Source organism: Alteromonas sp. ABH4_454 (assembly GCF_056311775.1).
The window spans coordinates 3,873,547-3,891,398 of record NZ_CM149972.1; the positions used below are offsets into that span (position 1 = coordinate 3,873,547).

Genomic DNA, 17,852 nt, shown 5'->3' on the forward strand with positions numbered 1-17,852 from the left:
TAGTCAATAGGTCAAAACTCACACTTCTAATAAATAGCATGTTGTAATGCTGACTAAGCAAATATTATGTTATTATAAGCTAAAAGTATCGTTCATTATGTTAGTTAACGAAAAAGAGTTCGAAGCATTACATTTTCATAATTATTATGGTTTACCTTGAGTCGCGCAACCTCATTAACATATTGGAAATAGCCCCTAAATGAGCAGAATAGTAAAAGCTACATCATGGAGTTCGGTCTCTACACTTTTAACTACTCTCGTCACCGTATTACAAATTTCCATACTGTCTCACCATATTCAACCAGAAACCTATGGTCAATTCGCTATTATAACCTTAGTTATAGAAATAATGAGCGCAGTAGCTTTGGGTGGAATATCCACATATATTATTCACAAGGTAAACATTACACGTGACGAAACTAATACCTGCTTTGTCATTGTTTCTGCTTTTGGACTCTTCACCTTTTTACTTATTTACTCTTTCATAGAAGTCATTTCAGTTCACATTAATACAGAATCAATAGTTATTCCACTTCAACTAAGCGCAATAATTCTGCCAGTATCCGCAGTGTCATCACAATATGTGGCAATCGCTTTAAAGAGTTACTCGCATAATAAGCTTGCGAAGATTGAAATAGTATCTAAATTACTATCCTTTTTTATTGCATTATTCACAATAGAACATGCTATATATTGCTTAGTGATCTCGAATATTGCATTTTATATTTTCAGACTGATTGGTCTATTACTCTATTTCAGCCCGCAAAGTAAATTAAGCTTATCTTTTGACGCCAAAATTGCTATCGATATCCTCCGATATGGAATATTTGAAGTTGGCTCTCAAAGTCTAAATATTATTCGAAAACAATTAGACATCATCGTACTTTCTTCAACGCTTACCACAAGTGATTTGGGTATTTATCATGTTATCAAACAACTGGCGAGCAGACCTGCTCAAGCCTTGCAACCTGTGGTTAATAATGTAGCGTTACCTACCTTCGCCATATTGCAAAAGAATTATCAAGAACTCAAAACTTGTTATCTAGACTTCATAGCGCTCCAATCACTCGCATTATCATTTTTTTACGTTCCCGTTGTTATTTTTTCAAAGTGGGTAGCTGAATTACTTCTTGGTGATACTTATGCCTCAATGTACTTTTTACTATCGCTACTGGGTGTTTTCTGGTTCCTTCGTGTTGCTGGTAGCAACCTTATCGGCCCCTTGGTGTTAGCTACTGGAAAAACAAAAGCAAATTTTTACTGGAATTTAGGCGTACTAACCCCCAGTTTAGTAATTATTTTAGTATCATCTAAAGACGGAATCATCACGCTAGCATATACGCTAATCTTATTTCAGATGTTAATTATACCCATAGTTAATATCGCTGTAGTAAACCAAGTTATAAAAGTTACATATTTGGAACTGATAAAATCAATTGGGTTTCCTTTAATGCTTTATGTATTACCCATTTCACTACTATACTTGATAATACAAAACTACTCTTTCAATCATTTTTTTATTAGGGAGATTATTGTAGTAATAATTAGCATATGTGTAATGTTTGCCTGCTTAAGATTTAATTCTAGGTTAAGAGGAAGCGTACAGAGATTGATAAAAAAATAACTCACTTAGCTAATTATTTCGAACGAATTTCTTGATATTCCTTCTGTATTTTTCTAAAGGATTTTCTATAAATTTGATGCTAAAGATAGACACGATTAAACATAGAAACAAAGAAAGCAACATTGAAAGAATTCCTTCATAACTGAACCCCAAAACAGGTTCACTCCACAACAGCATGGATGATAAAAACCCCGCTTGCCAATGAAACAAATATATTGGATAGCTAAAACGTCCAACCTCTGCATCTATAAATTTTAGCCTCGACGAAAAACTAATATTTATTAGCAGTACGATAACCAAAGAATTGAGTATATAGTTTGAATAGAAAGTTAGATAGAAAAAGAAACTAGAGTGATTTTTATAGACAACAAACCCACCAAGGCAAGCATTGAATATAGTGATTGCAATGACAAAAAATAACAGCCTATGGCTAGGCGATTTTTTTAAAAAATTGATTTCATTTTGGAAGTGGTAAATTAAAGCACCGAGAGAAAATGGGAGAGTACCAGCTATTAAAGAGCTATATCTCATAGAGTACGAACCATCAAAGCAGTGAGTTGCAAGCATGTATAGACAACTACAGCCGAACCAAATTGCTGAAAAGCCTTTGGTTTTACTGATCCCAAATCCGACCAGTAAATAAAAAAACAGCTCAACTGTTAGAGCCCAAGTAGGAGGAGAAATTCTAGGCTCTATTTTATTCGGAAAAAAATCAAAATACACTAAGGAAATGTTCTGTATCCAGCCTGAAACATCGTTTGGAATATAAATAAACCTTCTATAAGATTGAGACAATGCCTCTCCATAATAGAATATAATTAGCAACGATATTAAAAGAACAAACCAATAAATAGGAAAGAGCCTTAGCAATCTATTTTTTAAAAAAGCTAACAAACCATATATACTATATCCATAAGACTCGTTCATTATAAGTGTCATTAGATATCCACTGAGAATGAAGAATCCATGTACAGCGAAGTGGCCAATAACAGGAACTGAACATAAGTGATGCAGGACAACGACAAAAGCTAAGAACGTTCTATATATACCAAACATGCACTGCACCTGTCCTCAGTCTATAGGAAAGTAAATCATTAACTTTTGATTGCCTCACCAAAGAAATCATTGACGAAAGACATATTTTTTCTATATTCGTAAAGCACAAAATCTTTTTGATAAAGGCGACGTAATATATCTAAACTCGTTGAGTCGAGTGCTGACCTGCAGGTCCTTTTTCCTCTAGTTTTATTTTCGTGCTTAATCTTTGGCGCGTCTATGTTAAGAAGCAACGCTAACTCTACATCAAAATTTTCGAAATCAAGAAGTTTATTGACCATGCACAAATCATTATCCAATATAAATTCGGTTTGCGGTATGAAATGAAAGTAGCTCATTAAGCTGCATTTTCGCTTTCGAGCTAATGAACGGGTAAAAGCATTCACATCATTGAATGGTTTAACATATCGCTTACCAATTTCATTATCTATCGGGTTTCTACCTCCTCGATGTAAGTAGTCATAGGCCGAAAGAAAACGTTCGACTGGCTCTCGCACTATACAGAATTTAACCCAGTCTTCATAATTTTCACCACCAATACTCTTCCATTCAGACCAAGTTCTATGGCCAACGCGCATATTGTCAAACGCGAGAGCTTCAACAGATGTACCACCATTTTTCGGAATATGAACGAAACAGAGGCCAGTTTCGTCAAAAACTCTCTTTACGATTGGGTTATAATGAGGCTTTGACTTTTGGTTCAGGCTGTCAAAACTAGCGAACTTCATTTTTAATAAGCTATTAATTCTTCTTAAATTCACAAACTTACATATCCATTTCAAAAATTTAGAAATCCTACTAGACGGTAGGAATTCACACCTCTTAATGTTTTCAAATGCTTCAAAACTTATCTTACTCTGGCTATTCTTCTAAAATTCCATGCTATGGCACTGCATTTTAGTTACATCTTTTTTTGAGTTAAGTACACGTTCAACTGGTGTCTTATTTTCCTTGCTCGATAACATACTTGTTAACAAAGCAATAAGCTTTTCGTTCCTTAAAAGAACCGATAATATTAGCCTTACAAATAATACTCTTGAAAAACTACCCCAGTCGTTCTCAACAAAAAGTTCACTATGTTCATTACACAGTTAGAAAATTTCGATTTTCAGAGAATGATGTATTCTAAAATATTAAACGTTATTGTAACTTATACATCACTGGACATAAAAAATGAAAAATAGTTTATGGATAACACAAGAGTTCACCTCAACATTTTTCTACCCGTCGCTTCCAAAGGGCTTTTAAACGACGCTGAGATTCTCTCCTCTGCATGGTGCTCATGCCTACCCAACACCAATATTCATATAGTATCTAAAAACAAAGGTATTGCCTTCGTTTTCTTTCAACTTATTGGAATTGTCTTTCGAAAATTCACCTTTAGGAAACAAATCGCATTTCATCTTGAAGAGGTGCAAAGTGGCTTGAAAAGATTTAATGATTTAAACATTTTTATACCAAATCAGGAGTGGCTACGAAGCTTAAGTGCCGCGGAAATGGCTAAAAGTGATGTAATAACGTTCGTAAAAAGTAAGTACGCACTTGCTAAAATAAAAAGTGCAGCTTCTGAAATCTATTATCTAGGCTTTTCCTCCAAAGACATAAACTTACCAAATGTTAAACCTGACTACAGCAAGTTTTTGCATGTGGGAGGCAAAAGCCCCCAAAAAGGTACTTTGGCAGTTTTAGAATGTTGGTCTAAACACCCAGAGTGGCCACAAATAACCGTAATATCTTCTTTGGCTGAAGCTGCAGAATTTTCTGAACACGACAACATAAGGTTAATAACTAATTTTATACCAGATAATGAGCTAAAAAATATAGCTAACACTCACGGTATACATTTGTGTCCGTCTGAAGCTGAAGGTTTTGGGCATACAATTGTAGAAGGGCTTTCTACAAGTGCGATTGTTTTTACAACTAACAACGGTGTTATGGCTGAATTAGTAGCTGATGAAGGCTGTCTTATTGAGTCTCACAGTAGGGAGCAACGATATTTCAGCGATCTTTACGAAATTGAAGTAGCCGATTTAGAAACAAAGATAGAGGAAATATTGCAAACAGATATTGAACAACTGAAAGCCAGAGGCGAACAGTCGCGCGAAAGATATGTCGAAATAAACTCTAATTTTCACGATACTACTTCAAACCTTGTCTCGAACGTGGTTTTACGGAAAATTATTAAGAATTAGTCGCATCAGAATTGTAATTTGCTCTGTGGATGTCCTCAAGATTTTTAAATTAGATTTTGGTCTTGTGCCAGTGCTGCCCTAAGTAAAGCGAGCCATGCACTTCTTTCATTATTAGTGGCGACGCAGGTGCTCACCTTAGCAAAAAGAGTACATCTTGCAATAACTAACAGTCTTATGAATTGAATATAGGGATTACCAGAAGAACACATTACTCACTGCAACGTATTTTTGAAGTTCAAGAGATACTCTCCTTATCTAGTTGTACTTCCCCCCGCCAAAACAGTTGCAAATTTAACCACACAGGTTAATATTCATACAAAGGAAGTAAAAAGTTCTGAAGGATCAGGATGCTTACCATCGCACTCGATAAGCATGCTTGTCGCAAACGCCTTCCCTGTCTCCTTCTAAAACGTTTTGTACTAACAATAAAGGTCTGCTGGTCAGAATCAACATAACAAACGCAGAGGGTATTTCGATGATATTAGCCAACACTCCAATTGGTAGGAACGTTGTTGACAAAGCGGTTACGGGCTGGGTTAACGACCTGAAAATGTTAAACTCCTCAAAGAATGTGCGGCAATTTAACTTTGTGTACTTTTCTTACCGACCCGACTACTCCTTCTTATATTTATCTATAAAAACCCTGGTACGTTACTGCAAAGAGATAAGAAAAATATATGTATTTGTAGACCAAAAAGCGCCTTTTTCGGAAACTGAAGAAAAAGAGTTGAAAGCATTGGACGAAAGGCTGACATTCAAGAAAATATACAACTTTTCATGGGCATCTTCTGAGTCGACAATGGCAGAGTTTGGCGCTTTTCTTGACGTTTGTGAAGAATGCCCTGAAGGAGACTTCGTCGCTAAAGTAGACTCCGACATACTATTTTTTGAAAGCTCAAAATTGAGCCGTATCGCCCGTTCAAATTTACTTTCTTTCGGCGACGGGCATTGGGACAACTATGAATTCTACCAAGGCGGTTTATATATTATTGACGCTCAACTACTGCGGCGAGTTTTAGCTAAAGTTACACTGGAATACATAGACCACCTTGTCGCTCATGAACTCAACAATAACCAAGGCGAAGATCGAGTGATAAGTCATGTACTACGTAGCAAAAATGAACTTTACTATACACACTTGATGTTGTTTCCTAGCGAGTACTCAAGGCTTTCCAAGCTCAACCGTTTTGTCCGTTGGGACTACTGTGCAATGCATTTCATTAGAGACAAGAATTCAATGCCCCTGATGTACCAGAAGTTTTGCAGACAATGAGCATACACACTAAAATATAGCTAAAGGTAAGATGACAACGATACCAATTAACGATACTTCCACAAATGCTTACAATTAAACGGTAAAGCCCCCTATCTAAATAACTTTGGCTGTATCTGCAATTACCAATTTAAAGTGAGCCTTTTTGTTTGTATGCTATTGCATTGAATAGAATAAACGGACTTTCAAAAAAATGAGTTTCACTTTGTACTTTGTGCGTTCTTTGGAAACTATTTTTAGTTTTTTGTTGTTTTTGATAACAACTAGCTGTTTTATTTTGTGGCCGGCGCAAAGCTTAGGAATGTCGTTTGCAGATCTTAATGCTGTCTTTCCGTTTATTGTCTTTTTTTCTGCCGTGTTGGCAGTGTTAATCAAACTGAATACTTTCAGCGCAGTCATTGTTCCAACGGTAAACGCTCCCACCGATAAAGTTAGATCACGCTCAAAAAGCCAATTAATTTTCTGCGTTATTACTTTTGTAATAGCTCTTCTCATTACAGCTTTTGGCATTGATGATGAATTTAGCTATACATGGTTTATTGCAGCAACTGGTAGTGCAACGCTATTATTGTCTAACGTAGTCACGAGCTATCACAAAGCTATCGTCTCTTCAGAACAAGCACCGAAAAGTCACGTAATATGGTTAAGCTTGTGCTCTATATTGTTGATGTTTCTATATTTACTAAGCAATGTAAATAATGCCGACGACACACATTTCATTTCTTACATAGTAGGGCTTTTACAACACCCCGACGCCCCCCTTTTTTCTATTGATACCATTTACAATGAAAACTTACCGAATCACATTTTTGCACTAAACCTCGGCCAAAGTTGGGAGTTTATTATTGCCGCGTTATCGTATTTTAGCGGCATTGACCACCTCACTTGGTACTACACGATTGCGCCATGCATACTGGTTATCTTTGTACCTTGGGTAACTTATTCTTTTGTCAGACATTTTGCACCGCAACAAGCACTGTTGGGAACTCTTTTCTCACTCACTTTTTTGCTTCTTTGGTCTACTCATAACCACATGCACGGTTTTTTCTTTATACCTCGATTTTTTCAAGGTAAAGCGTTGCTTCTTATGCTATACGCGCCGTTGACTTGTCTAATGGTTTTATTATGGTGTAGAACAAATTCCCGTCGTTACTTGATAGCAACAGGTTTAGCGATGGTTGCTTGCGGTGGAGTTTCAAGTACTGGCTTCTATATTGCAGGGCTGGTAGCCGGTATCTCACTTCTAGCATTTTCCCAATGGAGTATAAAGGTTTTATTGAAGAACCTTGCACTCTTAGCTTTGGTTAGTTTGCCTAATTTAGTGATGCTAGTGGTCGTAAAAACGGCAATAGCAAAAGTAAACTCATACTCTCCAGTTTCCACATTAGCTAACGTTGAAGAAAATTTAGCGTTATCTTCTACGTTACCTACAGTGCTACCAATGCAACCTGCTGAACGTCCAATTTCATCAATGTATTGGTTGTTTGGCGACAATTATTCACTCTTTATCATATTAAGTATCGTTTTCGTTGCTCTGATGGCGTCTTACGCTTCGCAAACTAAAGAGCGACTACTTTCACTTCGCTGGCTAGGCCTAATAATAATACTCTGCTTTAGTCATCCATTAGCAAGCTTTCTCGGCAATACCATAGGTCCTGGCAACCTTATCTGGCGCTATCATTGGGCAGCTCCGCTATCACTGGTCATCGCGCTAAGCAGTGCGTTAATAATTCAAAATTCAACCGCAATATTGCGTTTTTTCGTTCCAAATAGCCCTTTGCTAGCTAGGCATGCGAAAACATTGTCATATCCGGTTTTATTTTCAATCTTTGCGGCCTTTATAGTACTTAATGGCAGCTATGCTTTACAAAGATATTCATCATCCTTCATTCTTCACAAAGTTCCTTCCGAAGCCATGCGTGCTGCGAAAGAAACGATTCGCGTTACATCAGAATCCGATACTATTGTCGCGCAAGATATTGTCGCACAAATGCTCCCCATGCTACCTAGAGATGCGAAGCTCATAGCTTCACGACCTCTATATTGGAGCCAGCCATATTTTTCATCAAAAGAAACGAAATTAAGGGAACGCCTACAAACGCTAACAGATAGCCTAAATAGTTTAACTGACGAGCAGTTAATGTTATACCAATCATCTCTCAAGCTTGCAGGTATAACTGTTATTGTGGCCGAATCTTTACCTCCAAAAATCATAGAATCTCTTTCCTTGAAGCCTTTAGCACAACTAAATGCTTGGGGTATCTATAGAGTTATAGGATAAACAGCGCTGATGTCGTATTCTCAAGCTTTACGCTCGATCATAACTACTCCATCTTTACTTTCTAGCAAGAAGCACCTTTTTTTACTTAGCCATATGAGAGCTAATACGAGTCTAATGGGGCATTTGCTCGGTAGTCATAAGCAAATTAATGGCTATTACGAAATGCATATAGGCTATTACAGTTTAAAAAGCTTAATGCGCCAAAAGATACTTTATTCCCAAGAACATAGCATAAAGCAAAACAGCGTCTATATGTTTGATAAAGTTCTTCACAACGAGCACCACATCAGCGAGCGTATACAAAAGCACCCTAAAAGCCACTTCCTTATAAGTATTAGAGCGCCAGAATTTACCATCCCAAGCATTGTATCCTTGTACCAAAAAATAAATCCCAGCCATGAATTTACAAACCCTGAATTCGCTGCTGCGTATTACTGTGAAAGGCTTGAACTTCTTGCTGATATTGCTTCGGTTAAAAATTTCAACTACTTATATTTTGATGCAGATGCAATCAAATCGAAACCAACTCTAACACTACAAAGAATTTCTCAATTCCTTGAGCTTAAAACCACGCTATCTACAAAGTATGAGAAAATGCATAACACTGGCAAAGAAAAAGCTGGAGACTCTTCGAGTTCACTTTTGAAAGGAGAAATAATTCAGTCGGAACTCATGCCCGTTCATGTTCCTTACGCAGAGAGTCCATATTTCAAGCATTGCCAAAACACTTACAACAGAGTGAGAATATTGTTGGATTCCAAAGCCCAACAAAGCGTACTCTTATAACTTAAACTGTGGTTAAAACTCGCAAATTTTAAAGAAGTCGATAACAGAATAATGACAAAAGAAATTGTTTTAATAGATATGGTTAGCCATAGTGAAATGCATTTACCTTTTAACGAAGGTTACGTTAAGGCAATGTCACTTGCGTATCCTGACAAAGCCATTACATTTGCAGCTTGCGATGGCCATGTAAAAAATATAAGGGCGCAAGTTGGAGCACTTTCTAACGTTAAATACAGAGTCATCCCTCAATTTGATGAGTTACTTTCTCATCATTCTTATCACCACCCTATTTATGGAAGAAGAGCCGCTCGATATTACACAAAATGGCTGTCTGACAATTTTAACTTAGAAAATATTGATTTAATCACTGTTCTTGGTTCAAGAGCGCCAGTAATTAATGTCTTGAAAAAGTTTTGGAAAAACATGGCCGGGGAATGCCATTTCTTACAGCATAATCAACTCGGAATAAGCAGAAGCTGGCGTTCTCGAAACCCTATAGAACGCTATTTCGATTATATCTCTGTCCTGAAGCGAGGATTGCCAAAAAATCAAAAGCTATTAGTGCTGGAACTGGGGTTGGACGATGTTATTTTAGACATAGCCCCTGCTATGAGGGGCTCAGTAGAAGTTGTTGAACACCCAGTACTTGAATCTGAATGGTTACCCCCAAAAAATTTAATTGCTGGAGAACCTATTAAAATTGCTTTCTTGGGTCATTGCGGAAAAGGGAAAGGATTTGACGTCTTTTGCAAAATCGCTAAACAGTTTAATAGCGATAATTTAAAATTTTATGCAATAGGAAAAGAAAATACTGCTCAAGCCTCAGAATTTGACACCTCTGGATTAGCACTGCCCCCTCACAAAACCCACTTAGCGAGAGAAAAGTTCGTCGAACTGCTTGGAACGATGGATCTTGTGTGTCTCCCACTTCCAAATTCAGTATCATATGTTTCGAGCGGAAGTATAATTGATGCATTTGCCGCAGCAAAACCGTTGATAACAACGTCAAATCAATCACATATTGCTATTAAGGAAAAGTATGGCGAGTTCGGCATACTGAGGTCTGAACAGTCAGACTTGTTTAAATTTTTTCAGGATTTAGCAGACAAGCCGGAGCAAATTCTCGCCTCTTATGAAAATTGGAAAAGAAACACTATTAAAATTCGCAAGGCTCGCGGAGAACAAGAAATCGCGAAGCGAATCAAGTCAATATGCAGCACTTAGGTTCTTTTTATCCAGTCTCTTAAGGTCTCAACAGGCTTGTGAATGCTCATTACAGTAAGTTGACCAAAAAATAGCATGAAAGGTATCGAGATTATTGCAAACATTTCAGTTCGCTTAGTAAGCTCAACGCCTAACTGTGCCGCACCGTAGAACACTAGAACACCGACAGTCCAATGTATTAGATATATAGGATAACTAAGGTCCCCCATTTTTTTATCAAAATTTAGCAATATTTTGTTTTCCACCTTGACGTGAGTTAAGACAGCAAGAAGAAGACAGTTGATTAAAAAGTTCAAGTAAAAGCCAATGGATAAACCTGATCCGTTTTTGTACTGCCAATACCAGTTTAATAGAACAACGCCATATAAAAGAATAGCCACATCAAGTCGCGCAAAACGTCCTATGGACTGCCCTATTTCATCCTTGTAATGATACATTAGTGCTCCCGTAGCGAAGGGGAGAGAAGCAGCAGCTGGATGAAAATAGCCATAGTCCCACCATGGCAAATTTGTTGTGAATATAGCGACTGTGTATATCGTTCCTGCACCGAACCATATCCAGGTTCTTGTCTTGGTCTTTGAGAGCCCAAGCCCGATTAAAGCGTAATAGATAATTTCTACAGTTAATGCCCAAGAGGGTGGTACGAGCGCAGGCGATTTATGATCGAAATTCATTAGTGTAACATTTGAGAACGTGTTAGCTATTCCTTCGGGCCAACGCAAATTGAAGATAACTGCACTGGTAGCCTCCTCTCCAACCAGCAATAAGGTTACAATACTCAGTAAGCAAGCTGCGATATACAATGGATAGATACGAAGCATTCTTGCAATAGCATACTTTTTCACTCCCTGCCTGTCATAACCATAGTTTTGCTGCATTATAAAAGTCATCAAATAGCCGCTTAAACAAAAGAAAGTAAAAACTGCATACTCTCCAAAACCCGGCCAACCAGCCAAATGCAAGAAAACTACCATGAATGCTAATATTAATCGGTATGTACCAAACACGAATTTAGCCTCTACATTGTTTAAGTTCAGTTGATATAAATTGTAGTGTTTGCTCCCGAATCTCAGCCATTAGGGCGGAATAGCCTGCGCTATTTAAGTGCAACTCATCACTGCTGAATTGAGATAGAAGCTTTTTCTTACCGCTTAGTTTATGATTCACACTTACAAACATCGTGTTATTAATTTCGGCAATAGTTCGCAATTGCATATTTAAGTCTTCTACATACGCACTGTCATTTGGGCGCTCAGTGTACATTACCTCTAAAATAACTAGCCTTTTATCTCGTTTCTTAGCAATACGAACCAGTTTATCAATAGCATCTGCAGCATCATTGGGCATGTCTTTTTTCGTCCGGTTTATACCGGCCATGACTACCAGTACACAATGGTCATCACTTGAGACTTGATCTCGATACATTGAATATACTTGGCGAGCTTGATACCCATCAACAGCTATATTTCGAATTTGCCACGGTTTCAAAGACCAAATATCTGGCCAACCGTCAAACCTAGCGAGGTGGGAATCGCCAAGTATTAGCACTACCGGGCTGGAACTGTGAAGAGATAAATAATTCATTACGGCTCGTCTTGCATTATCAATAGAGAGAAGCACTACAGCAGTTATAATTGCCCCCAACGATAATATACTTAAATGCCCAATGATTCTTTTAAGCACAATTTTCACCCAACTTTTTGTGAAGCATTATTGGTAAAGCCTTAAGTTTTTTCCACCAAAACTCCCATGTAGGGTCGAACTTCGCGAATATTCTGAGGAGTATTGATAGCGCTATCGAGTAAACTACTGCTCCAATTACTATATTTCCCACCAGTGCTAAAAATGACAGTTCAGTAAAATGATAGCCATACTCTAGACAACTCCACATCGCAAAGGCGGCTGTGGATGGTAGTAAAAGTACGCTCAACATTTTCTTGATAGATAAGCCAATCGTCAGCCGTGTAAAAATCAGTATGCATAGGAAGGCGATTAGCGCAACGATACCTCTAGCCCAAGCAAACTCAGACAATTCGCTAAAAGTGAACAAACAGAAAGCACCGACTAGAAGTGTTATCCCCATTGCATCACTGAAAAGGCTATATTGAGTCTTATTGAGATAATCAAATAAGTTGTTAGTAATTGCTGTTAGGGGATAAGGTAGCATCATGACACTTAAAGCAGCCATTACAGGCGCAGTGTCTGCCCACTTTGGCCCTAAGATCACGTCGCAAAATTGAGGGGCAACAAACCAAATTCCAACGATGCAAGGCATTACAAAACCATAGACCAAACCGAAGTATTTGTAAGTTTTATCGAATAATTCCTGTTTATTGTTCTTATAGCCCGCTAAGGCTGGAAACATTGCTGTAGACGCTGGAGTTATTACTTCGGCAAGAGGGAGCACTGCGAATTCAAGTCCAATACTATATTTGCCTACAGCGCCATTATCGAATAACCGCCCCACAAGAAATGTATCAAGTTTATTACGAGTGTACCCCAGCACAGCGCGCGCCATTATTTTACTAGAAAATCGTAGCTGACCTTTTGCGATATTGAAGTTAATCTTAGGACGGTAGGATGATATTCGATAAGACCCGATGCAATATACCATCGCATTACATACCCCCCCCGCCACGAGGGCCCAGTAATTTTGTAACCAGAACGCAAACACCAGCATCACGGCTGTTGAGACCAGCTTTGCACTAAGCATCAAAGCAGAAATACGCTTAAAATCTAGCTCTTTTTCAAATTGAACTAAACCAATATTATTAAGCGCAGAGAAAATGCCTGAACAAGCCACAACTACAATAATCAACTGAATTTCAGGGGCATTCATAAAGTCTGCAAGAAAGCCTGACAACGCAATAATCAAAAAAATTAAAGCGATCTTAAGTAGCAAAGCGACTGTCCAACTCGAGTCCATTGCTTGTTTATCGAGCTGTGTCTGAGATATTAAATACCTGTTTATACCGATGTCTGTTAAGGTCTCAAAAAAGCCGATACAAATGGTTGCAAGCGCGACCAACCCGAATGCAGAGGGGTCTAACAACCTTACTAGAACAAGCGTGCTACCTATTCCAATAAAACGAACGCCCCACTTACCGAGCAAATTCCATAGGTAGGCCACTGTTAACTTTTTTTGAATACTCATTTTGCGACACTAATAGCTTTTATTTTTTTTGAGGTACGCGTGTCCAGAAAAGTATTCAGTCGGTTATCAGTCCTAACATGCTCAGGTTTGTGATAAGTATACAGATTAACTACATTGCGCGGCAGTGAAGCAAAGTCATCACTTTCAAGAATAAGGTACTCTTTGATGCAATTTTGTTGAAGGTGTCTCAAGCTATAGCGTTGTAGCCTACGCCAGTACATCTTAATATTTTTGAATGAATTGGGAATCAGCCGATGGTAGCCGAACAAGGCTCCTTTTACACCAACCATCAATCCATCTTTAACTCCATTGCTCAATCTAAAGTCACATTGAGCAACCCAAGCTAAAAGGCTGTCATCGCCGATCAAACCGACAGGTAGCATAAAGCCTGTTTGTTTAATTTTTTTATGGAATAATGGCGTGATAGCATAAAAGTTACCACTTAACGCTTTACCATTAAGCGTATTTCTGGTGATAACTTCGCTGTAACGACCGATAGGTTCTGGTATAGCGGCTAGAAGATATGCATCAATATTTAATTTAGCGCCCTCCAAAAAAGCGACTAAACTTTCTGCACTTATTGTGCAGTCACCATCGACCATAACTATCAGGCTTTCACTATTCTGAACTAGCTCATATATAGCAACATTCCATGCATTAGATTTATCGCCTAACTTAATATGCTTAGCGTCGAAATTATTTCGGGTGGAACAAAAACTATCGATAACAGAATCTGAACTATCTGAACTTCCGTTATTTACGATATGGACTTTGGAAGCTGTAGAATTTGGAATGCGAGCTAAAGCCACTTCTATGCTTTCTAAGCATGAAACAATAAAGTCTTCTTCATTATGTGCAACCACACACACTTCAATGTGACGTATCATGGTACGTTTATTTCCTCATCAGCACATGCTTCTAACAAACTTTCCCAGCGGCTTATTATAATCTCCGGAGTGAAATGAGACGCTCGTTCAAATGAACGTTCCGAGTAAAATTGCCGATCTGATTTACTTTCGATCATTAACGCTAATTCTCTAGACAAGGCACTTACATCTGCTAATTCAACGACTTTTCCATATTCCTCGTTAATTATTTCGGCTGGCCCCATAGGACAATCGAAAGCAATAACTGGCACACCATGCGTCATAGCTTCTACGATGGTTAAGCCGAAGCCTTCATAGCGAGAACTGCAAACAAAAATTCCAGCATCTAAGTAACACTCTTTCATGTTTGAAGATGGGCCGTCAATCTGAATACTTTCATCCTCTTTAGCTGCTGACAAGAGTTCTGCTTTCGCACTGCCATTAGGGCCTACTATTCGAAGAACCCAATCTTGACGCATATCGCTCGACAAGCTCTTCCATGCTTTTACTAAAAGGTCAAACCCCTTTTGCTCAGTGTAACGTCCAGCAGACAACACGACGTGGACATCTTTATATGGATTAAGTACAGGTAATGGCAATGCACAAGGGTTTGAATGCACGACAACAGTAGCTCTGCACTTATACTTATTTTCCCACTCTCGTTTATCCTGCTGAGTTAATACAACGATAGTTTGAGCAAATTTGGCAGCCAGCCTCCTAGCAAACCAACGACTACCAAATCGAGTTTCAATACGAGAATTAAAATGTTCCCATACAATCCTCTGGCAATTTTTACCAATTGTTGCAGGAAGACTTAACAGTGCCATCTGAGAATCTGAGGCTATGATTGCATTCGGTTGATTCTCGCTTAGGATTTTTCGTAATGCATAGACTTTCTGTGGCAGTGTTTTGAACATATTCGCAGTGTCACCGCCGAGAAATTTAACCTGAACGTCGTTTGATAGGCTGAAAGCAGGTTTCTTACCAGTTTGCTGCACCGAAATCAGAGTAACCGTGTGTCGTTCTGCTAATTGATTACAAAGCTGAAGAGTGACTCTCTCGGTCCCCCCCATAGCAGTATAGTCATGTATTAATATGGCCAGTCTCATTACCAAACCTTGCTTGTTGCATTGTTCTCGCTCGCACTTCTGCGACTCTTTTTTCTTCACCTTTAACGACAGCGGAAAGTGCAGCAGTCATTCCTACGAGCGCAAAAAACAAATCGTTATAAGCTGAACTAAGAGCTGCGCCAGCAGTTAAAAAGGCAATAAGCGAAAGCCTGAGCATTTCTGCTAAATTGACATGCCAAAATACTTTACTTGTCTTTGTAATCCCGCTAAGGGTTTTCAATGTAATTAGTACAATGAAACCATACCAGATAGCACCAAGAAAACCGTGGTCTGCCAACACCTGAAAGTAAATACTGTGGGCGACAAAAACCGTATCACCAACATTTAGGGTCGCACTTGGTATCCAAGACAACGTTTCCCAATCTGCAATAAGACTGTTGATCGTCCCTCTATTTGTAAATGTAGAATCAAATCCACCTCCAAAAAAAGGATGCCTAATAGCCATCAGCATAGCAAGCTTCCAAGACTTTAATCTGCCTTGGAAAGATCCATCCTCCCCTGCATCGCCGATGGTTTCCATCCTGTTGAACCATTCATCAGATAGAATAGCAAGAGCAATCAACCCACCCAAAGACATTACAAACCCATCACGAAACTTGTTTTTCGATTTTAACCAGTAAGCAATGCTGAACACGGCAAGCCCCAGAAAAGCGCCACGAGAATCAGTTCCCAGTACAAACATGACGTTGAAAAATGCTACGCCATATAGTCCGTTTCTAAAATAAAAATTGTCTTTATATTGGCGGGCGAGAAAAATTGCTATTGGAATACACATCAGAGACGCCAATGCTGAAAGGTTATTATCATTGAATGCGGGTGTTAAACCAAAAATGTTGTGGCCACCTAGTGATATAACGAACTTTGCTCCTTCTATCATCGCTAGTGCTCCGAAGGATAAAGTAATACCCCAGGCAATTGCTTCAAAATGCACCTGCTTTCTCACGACTACAGCAATAAAAAAGAACAATAGTAATGTCCGCCAAAACAAATCGAACCTAAACCAAACATAAGGACCATAACCATTATTAAGCATTGTGCTAACAACACAATGTGCAAAAAAGATCACACAAAGAACGAAGATAGCACCACTAGGAGGTTTTTTATTTCCCTTGTTTATCGCGAAGCTAGCCATGGTCACTACGGCGAAAAGAAAGTTCCAACGCACAGATGTCGCCATGCCACCGTGGGCCCATAAAAAGGGAGGCACAAGGGCCGACCAAATCCAGAATGATATTGATAAAAATGGTTTTCTCAACGCTGCGTAAAGTAATAGCGGTAGAATTAACACTAAAAGATAATCACGCATTACTTATCATCGTCCTGATTGTCTATTTTTATAGCTTTAAGTGATAGCCAAACTAGAAGCACAATCTCGAGCAAGAAAACCGTATTGTCTATCACTACAAATGCCTCAAAAATTCATTGATTACGTATTGTGACAACTTTTCGTATACGCGCGAACTGAAGCGATGACTTCCTATAAAGTGTAGTGTAGACACTTTGCCGATAAAATTATCAGGGTCTTTGTTCCCTTTGCCTGTCGATGGGAAGCCGTAATTTGCGTACTTGGGCCATGGCAAAATAAAGGGGTCGTCTGATAAGGAAACCATTAAATTACTCGCGACTTGTTCTGAGCCCCATTCATTCCATTTTTTAGGCCCTACCTTACCCTCTAGCTCTTGAGACAGTGCTTCTAGTCTTTCAAAGCTAGGCCCCATTTTAGGAAAGCCAGTAAGAGCGGAGCATCCACGACAATATTTCTTAAATTTTTCAGATTGTAGAGTCGTAATAGCTCTTTCCGTTTCTACTTGCACATGATTGCCCTGCCACCTTTTAGAAATCGCTGCCATGTACTCAGGGGGCACAGGGAAACTGAAAACAGGGTTTCCAATCGTAAACGCTCTATTCTCGTTAACCGCTTTGGATATTTCGGGAATAGCAGAGATGGTTAACGTGTCAGTATCTACTTGGATTACATAACGCTCTCGAGAGAGTTCTAGTATTCTGACTAACCTTTCCCACGTCCCGCCTCGAGGGCAGTGACCGACATCGATGTCGTTAATATTAGTAATTGTTAAGTCGGAAAAGTGTGCTTTAAACAGGTTTTTATCTTCACCGGTGAGTGAACCATCATCGACAATTTCGATTGCGCAACTTCCCAACTGGTAAGCGAAGCTTTTAAGCGCCAACAGAGCCATATCTACCGCACCGTGATAAACTTGCGATAGTAAGACGACATTAGCACCTTTAATTGATGGGTACATAC

At 38.8% G+C, this 17,852-nt stretch carries 15 protein-coding genes; 6 read left to right on the top strand and 9 right to left on the bottom strand.

Features of this window, described 5'->3' with window-relative positions; genetic code table 11:
• The first annotated feature begins 199 nt into the window (after positions 1-199).
• Positions 200-1,624 carry an oligosaccharide flippase family protein gene (locus ACYX4W_RS16975; protein WP_476073939.1) on the top strand — a complete coding sequence of 475 codons (1,425 nt, stop codon included), beginning with the start codon at positions 200-202 and terminating at the stop codon, positions 1,622-1,624.
• A 9-nt stretch (positions 1,625-1,633) separates the two neighbouring features.
• Here the strand turns inward: ACYX4W_RS16975 and ACYX4W_RS16980 are convergent, their stop codons facing one another.
• Together ACYX4W_RS16980 and ACYX4W_RS16985 are read right to left on the bottom strand one after the other, a co-directional pair.
• Positions 1,634-2,680, bottom strand: a complete 1,047-nt coding sequence (locus ACYX4W_RS16980) for an acyltransferase family protein (RefSeq protein WP_476073940.1) — start codon at positions 2,678-2,680, stop codon at positions 1,634-1,636.
• 38 nt (positions 2,681-2,718) lie between these two features.
• Positions 2,719-3,441, bottom strand: coding sequence for a sulfotransferase family 2 domain-containing protein (locus ACYX4W_RS16985; RefSeq protein ID WP_476073941.1), 723 nt, complete (start codon positions 3,439-3,441; stop codon positions 2,719-2,721).
• Positions 3,442-3,867: 426 nt separating this feature from the next.
• Here ACYX4W_RS16985 and ACYX4W_RS16990 point away from each other — a divergent pair, with 426 nt between their 5' ends.
• From ACYX4W_RS16990 to ACYX4W_RS17010, 5 genes are all read left to right on the top strand, one after another.
• A complete protein-coding gene (locus tag ACYX4W_RS16990) occupies positions 3,868-4,872 on the top strand; it encodes a glycosyltransferase (RefSeq protein WP_476073942.1) in 1,005 nt (334 codons plus the stop codon).
• Positions 4,873-5,347: 475 nt separating this feature from the next.
• Complete coding sequence (locus ACYX4W_RS16995) at positions 5,348-6,145, top strand: glycosyltransferase family protein (RefSeq protein ID WP_476073943.1); 798 nt, start codon at positions 5,348-5,350, stop codon at positions 6,143-6,145.
• 223 nt (positions 6,146-6,368) lie between these two features.
• Entirely contained in the window at positions 6,369-8,426 is a 2,058-nt protein-coding gene (locus ACYX4W_RS17000) for a DUF6077 domain-containing protein (RefSeq protein ID WP_476073944.1), read from the top strand.
• Positions 8,427-8,435: 9 nt separating this feature from the next.
• Positions 8,436-9,212, top strand: coding sequence for a hypothetical protein (locus ACYX4W_RS17005; protein WP_476073945.1), 777 nt, complete (start codon positions 8,436-8,438; stop codon positions 9,210-9,212).
• 51 nt (positions 9,213-9,263) lie between these two features.
• Positions 9,264-10,436, top strand: a complete 1,173-nt coding sequence (locus tag ACYX4W_RS17010) for a glycosyltransferase family protein (protein ID WP_476073946.1) — start codon at positions 9,264-9,266, stop codon at positions 10,434-10,436.
• On the opposite strand, the gene ACYX4W_RS17015 is transcribed toward ACYX4W_RS17010, so the two are convergent.
• The 7 genes from ACYX4W_RS17015 to ACYX4W_RS17045 form a co-directional block, all read right to left on the bottom strand.
• The gene (locus ACYX4W_RS17015) at positions 10,433-11,443 is read right to left on the bottom strand and encodes an acyltransferase family protein (RefSeq protein WP_476073947.1); all 1,011 of its coding nucleotides are present in this window, start codon (positions 11,441-11,443) and stop codon (positions 10,433-10,435) included. The two genes, ACYX4W_RS17010 and ACYX4W_RS17015, sit on opposite strands and share 4 nt — an antisense overlap.
• Before the next feature lie 4 nt (positions 11,444-11,447).
• A complete protein-coding gene (locus tag ACYX4W_RS17020; RefSeq protein WP_476073948.1) occupies positions 11,448-12,119 on the bottom strand; it encodes an SGNH/GDSL hydrolase family protein in 672 nt (223 codons plus the stop codon).
• Positions 12,112-13,590 (bottom strand): lipopolysaccharide biosynthesis protein, encoded by a 1,479-nt coding sequence (locus ACYX4W_RS17025; protein ID WP_476073949.1) that lies wholly within the window; start codon positions 13,588-13,590, stop codon positions 12,112-12,114. Before ACYX4W_RS17025 ends, ACYX4W_RS17020 begins: the two co-directional genes overlap by 8 nt.
• Positions 13,587-14,477, bottom strand: coding sequence for a glycosyltransferase (locus ACYX4W_RS17030; protein ID WP_476073950.1), 891 nt, complete (start codon positions 14,475-14,477; stop codon positions 13,587-13,589). The genes ACYX4W_RS17025 and ACYX4W_RS17030 overlap by 4 nt, the downstream gene beginning before the upstream one ends.
• Positions 14,474-15,565: a glycosyltransferase family 4 protein gene (locus tag ACYX4W_RS17035; RefSeq protein ID WP_476073951.1), complete on the bottom strand. Its 1,092-nt coding sequence runs from the start codon at positions 15,563-15,565 to the stop codon at positions 14,474-14,476. Before ACYX4W_RS17035 ends, ACYX4W_RS17030 begins: the two co-directional genes overlap by 4 nt.
• Positions 15,540-16,892 (bottom strand): putative O-glycosylation ligase, exosortase A system-associated, encoded by a 1,353-nt coding sequence (locus tag ACYX4W_RS17040; RefSeq protein ID WP_476073952.1) that lies wholly within the window; start codon positions 16,890-16,892, stop codon positions 15,540-15,542. Before ACYX4W_RS17040 ends, ACYX4W_RS17035 begins: the two co-directional genes overlap by 26 nt.
• A gap of 94 nt (positions 16,893-16,986) precedes the next feature.
• Positions 16,987-17,850, bottom strand: coding sequence for a hypothetical protein (locus ACYX4W_RS17045; protein ID WP_476073953.1), 864 nt, complete (start codon positions 17,848-17,850; stop codon positions 16,987-16,989).
• Positions 17,851-17,852: the final 2 nt, after the last annotated feature.

Excerpts from the sequence above, each read along its gene's own strand:
- ACYX4W_RS16975 (WP_476073939.1), top strand. The coding sequence starts at position 200 with ATGAGCAGAATAGTAAAAGCTACATCATGGAGTTCGGTCTCTACACTT.
- ACYX4W_RS16980 (WP_476073940.1), bottom strand. The coding sequence starts at position 2,680 with ATGTTTGGTATATATAGAACGTTCTTAGCTTTTGTCGTTGTCCTGCAT.
- ACYX4W_RS16990 (WP_476073942.1), top strand. The coding sequence starts at position 3,868 with ATGGATAACACAAGAGTTCACCTCAACATTTTTCTACCCGTCGCTTCC.
- ACYX4W_RS16995 (WP_476073943.1), top strand. The coding sequence starts at position 5,348 with ATGATATTAGCCAACACTCCAATTGGTAGGAACGTTGTTGACAAAGCG.
- ACYX4W_RS17005 (WP_476073945.1), top strand. The coding sequence starts at position 8,436 with ATGTCGTATTCTCAAGCTTTACGCTCGATCATAACTACTCCATCTTTA.
- ACYX4W_RS17010 (WP_476073946.1), top strand. The coding sequence starts at position 9,264 with ATGACAAAAGAAATTGTTTTAATAGATATGGTTAGCCATAGTGAAATG.
- ACYX4W_RS17025 (WP_476073949.1), bottom strand. The coding sequence starts at position 13,590 with ATGAGTATTCAAAAAAAGTTAACAGTGGCCTACCTATGGAATTTGCTC.
- ACYX4W_RS17030 (WP_476073950.1), bottom strand. The coding sequence starts at position 14,477 with ATGATACGTCACATTGAAGTGTGTGTGGTTGCACATAATGAAGAAGAC.
- ACYX4W_RS17035 (WP_476073951.1), bottom strand. The coding sequence starts at position 15,565 with ATGAGACTGGCCATATTAATACATGACTATACTGCTATGGGGGGGACC.
- ACYX4W_RS17040 (WP_476073952.1), bottom strand. The coding sequence starts at position 16,892 with ATGCGTGATTATCTTTTAGTGTTAATTCTACCGCTATTACTTTACGCA.
- ACYX4W_RS17045 (WP_476073953.1), bottom strand. The coding sequence starts at position 17,850 with ATGTACCCATCAATTAAAGGTGCTAATGTCGTCTTACTATCGCAAGTT.